Below are 12,238 nucleotides of genomic sequence, written 5' to 3'. Positions count from 1 at the left end.
CACGCTCCCTTGTCTTAGTGTTATACTGACAGCTACTTTCCCATTTGAATGGTTTACCAACTAGTACATGAAGATGACAAAACCTTCATAAGGCTCGTACTCGTCGTCTACACCATTTACTATAAAGAGCTTTTGTGTCAGGCAGATGTCGGCTTTACATATTCTTCAACTATTTTTTACAATTCAATGCTCACCACCATCTCTATGAGACATGCAAAAAAATAACTATCGTCTTCCTCTACTCTCGGTACAATGATTGGCTGCATCAACATAAAAAAGCTACCACGCTCTTACAGCGTAGTAGCCTTTTGTAATACTAATTCAAAGGATGTACCAGAGGTCTTGCTTTCGATTAATCGTAAATCCCCCCCGACAGATTGTGCCATCATTTTACTAAGTGGTAGTCCTAAACCCAAGCCTCGAACTGTATATTTTTTATTTTCTCCTCTATAAAAACGCTCAAAAATAAATGCCTGTTCCTCCTGAGGGATACCGCGCCCTGTATCTTTGACTATCATCGATAACGTATCCCCTTGATCTGTCAGCGTTAAGGTGATTGTTCCTTTGTCCATCGCCTGTTTGGCATTCGTTAAAAGGTTTGTCATGATTTGTTGGATACGAACAATATCAGCCTCTACCAGTACAGGTTGATCTAATAAGTGCAAATTCACACTTACAAGCTCATCATCCTGCATGACTTCCCACTGAGCCACTGCATCACGCAATAACTGATTAACATCTACAGATTCGATCTTCACGGGGATAGCATCCACAGCAAAGTGGTTAAAGGCAAGTAAATCACCAACCATTGTTTTCATTTTTGTTGTTTCAACCATCGCCATTTCAATGAACTCTATCGCATCCTGCCCTGTTACAACGCCATCTTTTACAGCTTGTAATAGACCACTTATCGAGGTAACAGGTGTTTTCAACTCATGAGTGACACCTGCTAATAATTCCGTTCGCGTTTTCTCCAGTTGTTCTAGCTTACTCGCCATATTTTTAAAGGATGTAACAAGCTCATAGACCTCTTTTTCTTTACTATCTTGAGGTAAATCAACAGCATAATGACCTTCCTGGACATGCTTGGCTGCCTCTGCTACTTGCTTGATTGGACGGGCTAAACGCTTTGATAAAAAGTAAATGGCTATCCAGCCTAATAAAGCCAATGCTCCAATCAATAAGGCGAGCTGACCATATGCTTGGTTAACCCTTGTTAAATTTACCTTCTTCTCCATCACGAGAACCCAGCCCAATAACTGATCATTATTTTCTATCTTTCTTATAACCACATATTCGGGCTCTCTTTCCCCAGTTACTTCCTTCGTTCCTTCTTCTCCATCCAACAAACCAGTCACATTTTTGGCACTGCCAGGAGGCACAGGGCGGTTACTCGTCAGTATATTGCCTTCTGTGTCAACAACATACAAAATCGGATCAATCTCTCTCATATTGAAGCGCTCACGATCCCCAATAAAGCCTGGAATACCATTTATCGGCCCATTATTAGGATTTGTTGTATCAGTTAAACGATAGACCGTCTCGTCTGCTAAAAACGCCATCAATTCTAATCGATTTTCAAATGTTGTATGACGAATCCACGCAGCCGAGATGAAGGAAATTATAGCTAAGCCAATAAAAAGTGTTAATAAATAACGGCTCGTCCAATATTGGAGTAAAGATATTCGCTTATTTTTTTTGAACACTTAGCTGATACCCCAATCCACGTAGTGTCTTTATTTCTCCTTCTGCCCCATCCCATTCCTTTAATGCCCTTCTAAGCCTCTTTATAGCTAAATCTACTGCTCGATCACTACCTTCATACTCCCAACCCCAAACTTGATCTATGAGCTGATCACGGGTAAATGTTTGATTGGGATGGTCTGCTAAAAACATAAGCACCGATAAATCTCTTGGCGTTAATACAATCTCTTCTTCACCAAGAAATACCCTATGTGCTTTACTATCAATGGTTAAAGAACCATAACGTTTTATAACGGATGAATCTGTGCTTCCTTCAGCACGTCTTAAAACAGCCCTCACCCTTGCAACAACTTCATCTGCAATAAAAGGCTTAGCAATATAATCGTCTGCCCCATGGTCAAACCCTTCTAAGCGGTAGTTTACTTCACCTAATGCTGTCAACATAATAACAGGGCAAGTACTTAGCTCTCTAATTTCCTTTAAAATGGACCAGCCGTTTTTCTCTGGCAACATAATATCTAGTAACACTAGGTCTGGCTGTATTTCCCGAAACATGTCCAAGGCTTCACCACCCTTGAAACATTGTGTCACATCATAACCCACTTTTTGTAAATATACCTTTAACACCTGACTTATTGCATATTCATCTTCTACTACTAAAATATTTGCCATAGGCATTCACCTCGATACTAGTTCGCTCTTACATTCATTATAGCACCAGATTATGTCAGTTAAATGTCAGCCTATATACAGCCCATAAACTGCTATGAGATAATATATAGAGGGGCATCTATTGACAATGTCTTCCTAAGCCACTTATCATTGATTGCGAATGATAATCAATGATAATTCATTCAAAATTTAAGTAAATGAAATTAAGGGGGGTAAAAGCATGATTATTGTAACTAATCGTATTCAAGTGAAACCTGGTTTTGCTGCGAAAATGGCACCTAACTTTACAAAGCCAGGTCCACTACAACAATTTGAAGGCTTCCATAAAGTAGAGGTGTTAATTTCGACCGACGATCCTACTTATGACGAGATGAGTGTTAATATGTATTGGGAATCCAAAGAGCATTTCCAAGCATGGCGTAATAGCGATGCATTCGCAGCAGCCCATCAGCGTCCAAGTTCGGGTTCTGAGGGAGAAAAAGCGGACAGCCCAATGATTGGCAGCAAAATTGTGGTGGCTGAATTAGCATCTTCCATCGAAGCTTTACGTTAATGAACGACAATTAAATTATTTATACATTATCTTCTGATTCTATCTAAAAAGCCCTGCATGTTGAACGACTATGCAGGGTCTTTTTTTAAGATAAAATAATGACTAGTATATAACCCAAAACGGATAAACAAACAGAGCCAATTAAACCAGCAATAAATGCCTTTACACCAAGCTCCTTAAAGGTTTTAATCTCCACATTTAACCCAAGGCCAGCCATGGCCATAGCGATTAAAATATACGCAATATTGACAAATGCTTGTGCTACATTAGCTGGTATAATCCCCAATGAATTAATAGCACTCATCGCTAAAAACCCTAAAATAAACCACGGAATGATGGAGAAGGAAAATGCCTTTTTCTCTTTATTTTTGTCTATTCTTCGATAGAAAATACCGATCATAATTGCTACTGGTACAAGTAGGGCAACACGTGTTAATTTCACAATAACCGCTATATCAATGGCTTCATTTCCACCAGCAGACGCTGCTGCAATAACATGGGCAATTTCATGTAATGTACCACCTGCAAAAATACCGTACTCTGTTGGCGTTAAGTCGATGATGGAATAGATAACCGTATAAATAAGCGTAAATATAGTCCCTAATAAGGCAACAATTGCTGCCCCTACTGCCGTTTCTTTTTCATTTGCTTTTATTTGAGGTGCGATTGCCACTACAGCAGCAGCCCCACAAATTGCTGTCCCACAAGCCGTTAATATCCCTAGCTTCTGTTCCACTTTAAACATTTTTGTTAATCCGTACACAACTAGTAAAGCAAATACTAAATTAATGACTGCAATCAAAAAAACATTTGCCCCTGCATGATAAATGTCTGCCAAATTTAAGCGCATGCCCAATAAAATAATGCCAAGCCGTAATAGCTTCTTACTAGAGAAGGCAATACCCACTTGCCATGAATCTTGTACTTTAAAAGCTGCTCTCCAAGCCATTCCTAATATAATGGCAATAACCAACTGACCTAATATTGAAAAGAAAGGAAATGTGGCAATATATTTCGCTACTAAAGCAATAAGGAGTGTTAACAATACTCCCTTCAAGAAATTAGGATTAAGGGTGGATTTCACTTTATTCTGTCTATTAACCATGTTGTTCACTTCTTTCTCCCTTGTTGATTATTACTTTAATAAAAAGCGAACTATTAGTAAAATACATATATATAATCATTATCATTAACATTTCTAATAATAGAGGTGAAACTATGCAATACGAAGCTTTAAAAACGTTCGTCACACTAGTTGAGGTCAATAATTTTACGAAAACCTCTGAAATACTTCATATTTCACAGCCAAGTGTTAGCTTACACATTAAAAACCTAGAGCAAGAATTACAAACAACCTTGTTTATTCGTTCACCAAAATCCGTACAAATTACACCAACTGGCGAAATTCTTTATAAACGAGGGAAGCAAATCATGGCTATAACTGAAGCGGCGAAAGAGGATATTGCGGCCTATCATCAAGAGGTACAAGGTACATTAGTCATTGGAGCAAGCTTTACGATTGGCGAATATATATTGCCCCCCATCATAGCAAGCTTGCAGCAACAGTTCCCACAACTTGAGCTTCAAATTATTATTGGCAATACAAAAGAAATCATTCAATATACAAAATTATTGCAAGTTGATATTGGTCTGATAGAAGGGCAAGCACAGGATAATGAACTGGTAATTAAGCCATTTATGCAGGATGAACTATTTATTGTCAGTGCCAGTAATCATCCACTGACAAAGCAACAACCCATTACCCCTGATAAACTTCAACAGCAAAACTGGGTTGCCCGTGAAGAAGGCTCTGGGACACGTTATTATTTAGATCATTTATTCAGAGCTAACGGTCTACAAATCCAATCACTTTTGACGATTAGTAGTAATCAGGGGGTCAAAGAGAGCGTTATGCAGGGACTTGGTCTTTCCTTACTATCCGCTTGTGTTATTGAACGTGAATTAAAAAATGAAGATATGACCATTTTGCCCCTTGAAGGACAGCATTTTCTGCGGACATTTTCTTATCTTTGCTCACCAACGATGAAAAATAAGCGCAATGTCGACATACTCATAGATATATTAATAAAGAAAGCTTAGCTGACTTTTTCTCGTCGCTAAGCTTTCTTTATGGTTCTTCTCGTATTCAAACGCTTAGTTTCAATGATTTCCACAAATTTTGTCGCTGCTCTAGAAAGAGGTACTGTTTTCAAATAACACATACCAATACTCCTTGTTGGAATACTTTCCATTAAGGTTAATTCATAGAGAAGACCTCGCTGGAGATAGTCCTTTGAAAATTCCTTGGTTACACACGCAATACCGAGATTACTACGAGCAAACTCTAACACCAAATCATGTGAACCTAGCTCAAATTCGGGTTCAATATGGATACCTCTTGCAAAGAGATAGTCTTCCACATACTTTCGTGAATTCGATTTTTTCTCTAGAAAGATAAGTGGAAATTTCAAAAGATCCTCATAGCTTAAACTTTTAGACGCAAGTGTCTTGTATTTCTCCCCACACACGAAGATATCTTGAATATTCGTGCATACGGTTAACTGTAATGTTGAATCCTCTATTGGAAAATTGCAAAATCCGATATCGACCTCACCCGATTTAATAAAATTACATATTTCAGATGTTGTACCATTCAACATTTGTAATTTGATATTCGGATACATTGTATGGAATGCTTCTAAATAAGGCATTAAAAAGAAGCGTGAAATGGTATCCCCTACTCCTAGTTTTAATTGCCCTGTTGTTAAATTTTTAAACTCTAGCAACTTTTCTTCACCAGCATCTAAAAGCCCTAAAGCTGAATTCGTATATTCAAAGAGAAGACTACCCTCTGTTGTCAGCGTCACACCTTTTGGAGTTCGATTAAAAAGACGTGTTCCAAGCTCCTTCTCCAATTGCATCATTGCCTGACTAACAGCAGGCTGTGTCATATATAAATCCTTAGCCGCACTCGAAAAGCTATTATTTTTTGCTACAACACTAAAAATACGATATAAATCTAATTTCCCTATCATATAAGCACCTCTTATAGCTATTATATGAACTATTAATTTTACTTATATCATTACTGGAGCGTATAGTAAAATCATATGGATTTTATTTCACTTTACGATTGATAGAATGAGGAGAGATTAAGTTGGAACGTGTAATCGGTACAGTTGTAAGAGGTCTTCGTGGTCCTATTATTAACGAAGGCGATAATATTGAACAAATCGTTGTAGATACAGTGTTAAATGCTGCGACAATTGAAGGCTATGCAATCGAGGATCGTGATATTGTCACAGTAACTGAATCTGTTGTAGCACGTGCACAAGGTAACTATGCATCAATAGATGATATCGCTGTAGATGTGGCAGCTAAGTTCGGCGATGATACTGTCGGCGTTATTTTCCCGATTTTAAGTCGAAACCGCTTTGCCAACTGTTTACGTGGTATTGCCAAAGGTGTTAAAAAGGTTGTACTAATGCTAAGCTACCCATCCGATGAAGTAGGTAATCACCTTGTAGATATTGATGAGTTAGATGTAAAAGGCATTAACCCTTGGACAGATACATTAAATGAGGTTGAATTCCGTGAACATTTTGGCTACCAAAAACATACATTCACGGGTGTAGATTATATCGAATACTATAAAGAGTTAATTGAAGCAGAAGGCGCTAAATGTGAAGTCATCTTCTCTAATAACCCAAAAACAATTTTAAATTATACAAAGAGTGTATTAACATGTGATATTCATACACGCTTCCGTACAAAGCGCATTTTAACAGCAAATGGTGCTGAAAAAGTTTACAGCCTTGATAATATTTTAGCTGAGTCTATTAATGGGTCTGGCTTCAATGCAGAATATGGTCTTCTTGGCTCTAACAAAGCGACAGAGGATAGTGTAAAACTATTCCCCCATACTTGTCAGCCAATTGTTGATGGAATCCAAGCAAAAATTAAAGAGGCAACAGGCAAAACGGTAGAAGTCATGATTTATGGTGACGGTGCATTTAAAGATCCAGTGGGTAAAATTTGGGAGCTTGCAGACCCTGTTGTTTCACCAGCGTTTACGGCTGGATTGCATGGAACACCAAACGAGGTTAAATTGAAATACTTAGCAGATAACGACTTTGCTAACCTTCGAGGTGAAGAATTAAAAGCCGCTATTTCTGAATACATTCAAAATAAAGATGAAGATTTAACGGGTCAAATGGCTGCACAAGGAACAACACCTCGTCGCTTAACAGACCTAATCGGTTCGCTATCTGATCTAACATCTGGCTCAGGTGACAAAGGAACACCTATGATTTATATTCAAGGTTACTTCGATAACTATACTAAATAAAAAAAATGAACTCTCGTGTAGAAATGAGAGTTCATTTTTATTTACCTTTGCGTGAGGATGACAGGAATCGAACCTGTAAGCCCTTTTCAAAAGGGATATGCATTCCTTGCACACTTCCTCATATTATATATTTTTGGAGTAATTGATTTAGTATTACATTTTTCTCAGTCCTTTTTATTTAATCTTTAATCAAAGTAATTTTGTTAGATCCATTTTATTTTAAGCCATTTGGAATCATTTCTTCCTGTAGCCAATGATCGCTTGTTTGAACATGTTGCGGTCTCACAAATTTCCCTAAATTATAGCGAAAATCATCATAATGGAATGAGGCAGCGTTTCTAATCACATACCCCTCTTGTTCACCATCAAAAATGGATTTACCAGTAAATGTCCGTTTTATTTGTTCTTCATCAAAAATACCCCGATATAAAACGGGTACTGTTTCAATACCTAACTCAGCTGCAAAAGCGACCGTTTCATCCCAACTTAAACAAATATTATCTTCATTCCAAATACTAAATAAATAAAAATAACTTGTTAAGGCTTGATAATAAATGGAATGCTTCGCATACATATTTTCTCCACATAAGCGCCAATCATTAGGAATTCGATACGCAAAACTTGCATGAAATGTTTTTATCCAATGTCTAGAAGGATGATTGGCTGAATGGATGCTTCTGGCATGCATATAGTCTTTGTAAAGCGTAGTGCCTTCCCCATCTAGTTTTTCAGTGACCACCACTTCTTTTCCTATAAAATGATTCACATTTTTAGCAACTTTATCATCATGGGTATAGCCCCTGCTCCAGGGTAAATGAAAGCTTCTTGGGTATTTCATTAATTTCGTCATAGTTCCACTTCCTTTCCTTTTTATTTAGCAAATTGATCTGCCTCTCGGAAGAAATAAAGTCTTGTTAATAAATCACCATCTAATAAGTGATAAATTTGGCTTCCGCCTTTATCGCCCCCATACTGGATTAACATATGAAATTGCACTAAATGAACAACCTTCAACACAAAATCCTCTTCAAAGCCCAACTCTACGAGAAAATGACAAACCAATTGGGCAGATACATTTTCATGCCCATAATAGCCATATCGTTGTTGCAATGGTTTATATTTTTTGCAAAATGGTTTGCCGACATCATGGAACAATGCAGCCAATTGTAGTGCCAGTTTATCGCTTTCCAAGTAGTATTCATTGATATAGGCAAACACGAAATACGTATGCTGACATAGTAAAAATTGATGGTATGGATTTTCTTGATTGAAATGATAAATTTCTTTAAAAAGTGGGACTGATCGAAGTGTTTGAAACAGTTCTTCATAAGTGGGTTGGCTTTGTATAAGTGAGACAAATTGCTGTCGAGAGATATCATAGGGACTTGATTCATGTACAATATGCACTTCATCAAACCCTTCTCCTGCTGTAGGAAACTCTAGATGCTTTCTCATTTTTTCCATCACCAATAATGGTACATGCCGCTTCCGCCGTTGGTTTCTGGCTACACAGATTGAATAAGGGGTATCAAAGTAATAGCATTCCTTCTTAACCGCACTCGACAATTTGCGGAGTGCAAACATTCTGCGCTCCCGCTCTATATTGGTGGCATCTACAATGACAGAATAACCTTTTGCCACTAAATCATTCAGACGCTCATATAACGTGCGAAAGACTACTCGTGATTTTTGCTTGGTGGCATCACCAAACAATTCTTGACGTATTGCATCACTGGAAAGAATAATCGCATTTTCACTTTTCGCTAGCTGTTTCACAAATGTACTTTTTCCACTTCCAGGCAACCCCACTGTAAAGATTACCTTCATCCTCTGCACCTCCCTTCAAGTTTCTATATCGTATTAAAAGAACAATCCTTTAGTTTTCAATACATACTGTAAGCAATTTAAAAGGCATGAGCCATTACCACACCAATACTCATGCCTTCATTATTTTTTAGCTTACGTCACTTATGGGCAAAGTGTCCGTGCTATATTTTCAAAGTAACGAACACCATATATAAGAGCTTCTTCATCTACTTTAAAACGAGGATGGTGCAATGGGTACGCTTCACCAAACTCTACGTTATGTACCCCGATAAATTGCATAGATGAGGGAACAACTTCTGAAAAATCGGCAAAATCCTCTGTGCCAAATATAGGTTCAGGCAATACCTTCACACCTGTAGCACCAACAATCTCTCCAGCTATACGACGAGATAATGCCGTTAATTCCTTATCATTTGTGACGGAAGGGCAACCTAGCTCCCAATTAATGTCTACTTTTGCACCGTGCATAGTTGCAATACCTGTCACTATCTTTTCTAAATGTTCTCGTGTATCCACACGAATTTTCGCATCTAGGGAACGGATTGTTCCTCCAAGCTCTGCTGTATCTGCAATAATATTTAATGCCGTTCCACAGTGAAATTTTGCAACAGTTAAAACAGGTGCATGTGTACTTGGCACTTTACGTGACACTATTGTTTGTAAAGCTACAACTATTTCAGAACCAATTATTAAAGGATCTATAGCGACCTCTGGTGTTGATGCATGACCGCCACGACCATAAATTTTAATTTCAAAATCATCTGCTGCTGCAGTAAATTTACCATCTTTCATAGCAAATTGCCCTACTTCATAATCAGGGCTCACGTGTAAAGCGAAAGCATAATCGACATTCTCTACTATTCCTAGTGCAACTAGTTGAGCAGCCCCCCCTGGTGTCACCTCTTCAGCATGCTGAAAAACAAAACGAATTTCTCCATTAAAATTGGTCCCACGCTCAGCCAATGCCTTTGCTGCACCAAGTAACATGGCTGGATGAGCATCATGTCCACACGCATGCATGACCCCTGGATTTATTGATTTGAATGGTAGATCCGTTTCTTCTTCAATCGGCAATGCGTCAATATCAGCTCGTAGTAAAATGGTATGTCCTTTATCTTCTGTTTTTGTACCTCTTAAAAAGGCACATACACTTGTTTCTGTTAAACGTCTTACTTCTAAATGAGGAAACGTTATTAATTGATCATAAATATATTGAGCTGTCTTATGCTCTTGATGTGATAATTCAGGATGCATATGCAAATGCCGACACCATTCAACAACCTTTTGTTTTAAATTAGCCGTTTCTATCAATCTAATCACTCCTAATTTATTATTTATTTTATTAAAATGGTCCATAATTTATGAGATGCGCAATGACTAATAAGACAATCGCTAAGCCTGTCTGTATAAGGAAGTAAGGAAATACCCATCTGAACCATTTTGAAAATGGAATACCTGCTATTGCTAGTCCCGCTAATAAAACACCACTTGTTGGAATGACCATATTTGAAATACCATCACCAAACTGGAAAGCCAGTACGGCTGTTTGCCTAGTTACACCAATTAAATCGGCTAAAGGCGTCATGATCGGCATCGTTAACGCAGCTTGTCCACTTCCAGAAGGTACTAAGAAATTTAAGCAGAGCTGAAGCAAAAACATTCCTATCGCATTGATAGAAGCAGGTAATACACTTACAGTATTTGAAACAAAATGAAGAATAGTATCAATTAATCCTCCATTTGTAGTAATAACTAAAATGGTTTGGGCAAATCCGATAATTAATGCCCCTTCTACCATATCCCGGGCACCAGAAATAAACCCTTCAGCCATTTTATTTGGTCCAATCTTACAAATAATAGACATAATAATGCTGCTTAATAGAAAGACACCGGCAATTTCACTTATATACCATTGATACTTTATTACCCCTACAATCAATGCAACAAAATTTCCCAATAATACGAATAGTGCTATCAAATGACGTGGGCTCATCTTAAAGTCTAAATCAATTTTGATGCTCTCTTCTCTTTTAAACTTTCCGTAAATCCCTTTCGATGGGTCACTCTTCACTTTTTTTGCATGCCTATATATATAAAGTACTGTCAAACTATAAAAAACGATGAACACAATGATTCGATATGACATTCCTGAATACATTGGAAGCTCTGCAATAGTTTGAGCTACACCAATGTTAAATGGGTTCGTAATGCCTGAAGTAAAGCCAGTTGCTAATGTACCTAGCATGACGATCGCAAAGCCTGTAATCGCATCCATTCCGAGTGCCATCGTTAACGGGATAATAATCGCTATATAGACAAGCGTATCCTCTGCTGAGCCAATTAGTGTCCCTAAACTAGCAAATATTAAAACTAGAATAGGGATTAATACGTACTCTTGTTTTCCAAATTTCGAGGCCATAACTTTAATAAAGGAATCAATAGCTCCAGTCTTTTGCATTACCCCTAAAGCGCCTCCAAATAAAAAGACAAATAAAATAATAGAAGCACCCTCAAGCATTCCCAGATGCACACTATTGAATATTTCTAGAAAGCCAATAGGATTTGACTTGATATACTGAAAGGATTCTGGATCTACTATCATTCTGCCATTACTCTCAACTCTTTCATATTGTCCAGCTGGTAAAATATAGGTCAGTAACGACATGACTAAAATAATAATAAACATTAATACAAATGCATTAATTCCCTTTATCCGTGGTTCATCTTCTTTTTTATCTTGCTGTAGGTTTACCATAACCGTCTCCCCCTAATAATTTTTTCTTTAGCTTTGAACTGAGGCACAGACAACGTATCCATTAAGCATTTCTTACACACCTACAAGTTTCCACCAAACGGAAAAACATTCCGATTAACGGAAACTTTATACACAAGAATAAAAAACAGAAGATGAAATGTCAATATATTTCGACAATTCAGTAAAATTTATTTTTACTTCTAGGACAAATAAAAACTAAATATTAATAACAAATTCTTAAAAAACAGGCATAATGTTAGACTTTCCTACATATAAAAAAGACTGCTCCACTTATTTGTGGAACAGCCTTTATCGTTAAACGCAGGTTTCTTTATAATTTTATTATAGCATAAATTTACAATAATTATTAGACTATACT

General features: G+C 37.4%; 11 protein-coding genes and 1 tRNA gene. 3 read left to right on the top strand and 9 right to left on the bottom strand.

Annotation, left to right across the window (positions count from 1 at the left end; all coding sequences use genetic code 11):
* Positions 1–290: 290 nt before the first annotated feature.
* Together CRI88_RS16605 and CRI88_RS16600 are read right to left on the bottom strand one after the other, a co-directional pair.
* The gene (locus CRI88_RS16605; protein WP_058845137.1) at positions 291–1,706 is read right to left on the bottom strand and encodes a HAMP domain-containing sensor histidine kinase; all 1,416 of its coding nucleotides are present in this window, start codon (positions 1,704–1,706) and stop codon (positions 291–293) included.
* Positions 1,690–2,376, bottom strand: a complete 687-nt coding sequence (locus CRI88_RS16600; protein ID WP_058845138.1) for a response regulator transcription factor — start codon at positions 2,374–2,376, stop codon at positions 1,690–1,692. The genes CRI88_RS16605 and CRI88_RS16600 overlap by 17 nt, the downstream gene beginning before the upstream one ends.
* A 220-nt stretch (positions 2,377–2,596) precedes the next feature.
* On the opposite strand from CRI88_RS16600, the gene CRI88_RS16595 reads away from it, so the two are divergent.
* On the top strand, positions 2,597–2,929 hold the full coding sequence (locus CRI88_RS16595) for a heme oxygenase (RefSeq protein ID WP_036123876.1): 333 nt from the start codon (positions 2,597–2,599) through the stop codon (positions 2,927–2,929).
* An 85-nt stretch (positions 2,930–3,014) separates the two neighbouring features.
* On the opposite strand, the gene CRI88_RS16590 is transcribed toward CRI88_RS16595, so the two are convergent.
* Positions 3,015–4,034, bottom strand: coding sequence for a YeiH family protein (locus CRI88_RS16590; protein ID WP_058845139.1), 1,020 nt, complete (start codon positions 4,032–4,034; stop codon positions 3,015–3,017).
* Between the two features lie 113 nt (positions 4,035–4,147).
* On the opposite strand from CRI88_RS16590, the gene CRI88_RS16585 reads away from it, so the two are divergent.
* Positions 4,148–5,029: a LysR family transcriptional regulator gene (locus tag CRI88_RS16585; RefSeq protein ID WP_058845140.1), complete on the top strand. Its 882-nt coding sequence runs from the start codon at positions 4,148–4,150 to the stop codon at positions 5,027–5,029.
* 17 nt (positions 5,030–5,046) lie between these two features.
* Here the strand turns inward: CRI88_RS16585 and CRI88_RS16580 are convergent, their stop codons facing one another.
* Positions 5,047–5,964, bottom strand: a complete 918-nt coding sequence (locus CRI88_RS16580) for a LysR family transcriptional regulator (RefSeq protein WP_058845141.1) — start codon at positions 5,962–5,964, stop codon at positions 5,047–5,049.
* A gap of 122 nt (positions 5,965–6,086) precedes the next feature.
* Here CRI88_RS16580 and CRI88_RS16575 point away from each other — a divergent pair, with 122 nt between their 5' ends.
* A complete protein-coding gene (locus CRI88_RS16575) occupies positions 6,087–7,277 on the top strand; it encodes a coenzyme F420-0:L-glutamate ligase (RefSeq protein ID WP_058845142.1) in 1,191 nt (396 codons plus the stop codon).
* Positions 7,278–7,329: 52 nt separating this feature from the next.
* Here CRI88_RS16575 and CRI88_RS22545 read toward each other — a convergent pair.
* The 5 genes from CRI88_RS22545 to CRI88_RS16555 form a co-directional block, all read right to left on the bottom strand.
* Positions 7,330–7,397: transfer RNA gene (locus CRI88_RS22545), tRNA-Ser, on the bottom strand.
* 94 nt (positions 7,398–7,491) lie between these two features.
* Positions 7,492–8,127: an RNA ligase family protein gene (locus CRI88_RS16570; protein ID WP_036123890.1), complete on the bottom strand. Its 636-nt coding sequence runs from the start codon at positions 8,125–8,127 to the stop codon at positions 7,492–7,494.
* Between the two features lie 20 nt (positions 8,128–8,147).
* Entirely contained in the window at positions 8,148–9,104 is a 957-nt protein-coding gene (locus CRI88_RS16565; protein ID WP_058845143.1) for an AAA family ATPase, read from the bottom strand.
* A gap of 141 nt (positions 9,105–9,245) precedes the next feature.
* Positions 9,246–10,424 carry a M20 metallopeptidase family protein gene (locus CRI88_RS16560; RefSeq protein ID WP_308302816.1) on the bottom strand — a complete coding sequence of 393 codons (1,179 nt, stop codon included), beginning with the start codon at positions 10,422–10,424 and terminating at the stop codon, positions 9,246–9,248.
* A 22-nt stretch (positions 10,425–10,446) separates the two neighbouring features.
* Positions 10,447–11,859 carry a YfcC family protein gene (locus CRI88_RS16555; protein ID WP_036123899.1) on the bottom strand — a complete coding sequence of 471 codons (1,413 nt, stop codon included), beginning with the start codon at positions 11,857–11,859 and terminating at the stop codon, positions 10,447–10,449.
* Between the last annotated feature and the right edge of the window lie 379 nt (positions 11,860–12,238).

Origin of the sequence: Lysinibacillus fusiformis, from assembly GCF_002845985.1 — a bacterium.
Lineage (GTDB): Bacteria > Bacillota > Bacilli > Bacillales_A > Planococcaceae > Lysinibacillus > Lysinibacillus fusiformis_D.
This window is presented reverse-complemented; position numbering and strand designations above follow the sequence as displayed.

Excerpts from the sequence above, each read along its gene's own strand:
- CRI88_RS16600 (WP_058845138.1), bottom strand. The coding sequence starts at position 2,376 with ATGGCAAATATTTTAGTAGTAGAAGATGAATATGCAATAAGTCAGGTG.
- CRI88_RS16595 (WP_036123876.1), top strand. The coding sequence starts at position 2,597 with ATGATTATTGTAACTAATCGTATTCAAGTGAAACCTGGTTTTGCTGCG.
- CRI88_RS16590 (WP_058845139.1), bottom strand. The coding sequence starts at position 4,034 with ATGGTTAATAGACAGAATAAAGTGAAATCCACCCTTAATCCTAATTTC.
- CRI88_RS16585 (WP_058845140.1), top strand. The coding sequence starts at position 4,148 with ATGCAATACGAAGCTTTAAAAACGTTCGTCACACTAGTTGAGGTCAAT.
- CRI88_RS16580 (WP_058845141.1), bottom strand. The coding sequence starts at position 5,964 with ATGATAGGGAAATTAGATTTATATCGTATTTTTAGTGTTGTAGCAAAA.
- CRI88_RS16570 (WP_036123890.1), bottom strand. The coding sequence starts at position 8,127 with ATGACGAAATTAATGAAATACCCAAGAAGCTTTCATTTACCCTGGAGC.
- CRI88_RS16565 (WP_058845143.1), bottom strand. The coding sequence starts at position 9,104 with ATGAAGGTAATCTTTACAGTGGGGTTGCCTGGAAGTGGAAAAAGTACA.
- CRI88_RS16555 (WP_036123899.1), bottom strand. The coding sequence starts at position 11,859 with ATGGTAAACCTACAGCAAGATAAAAAAGAAGATGAACCACGGATAAAG.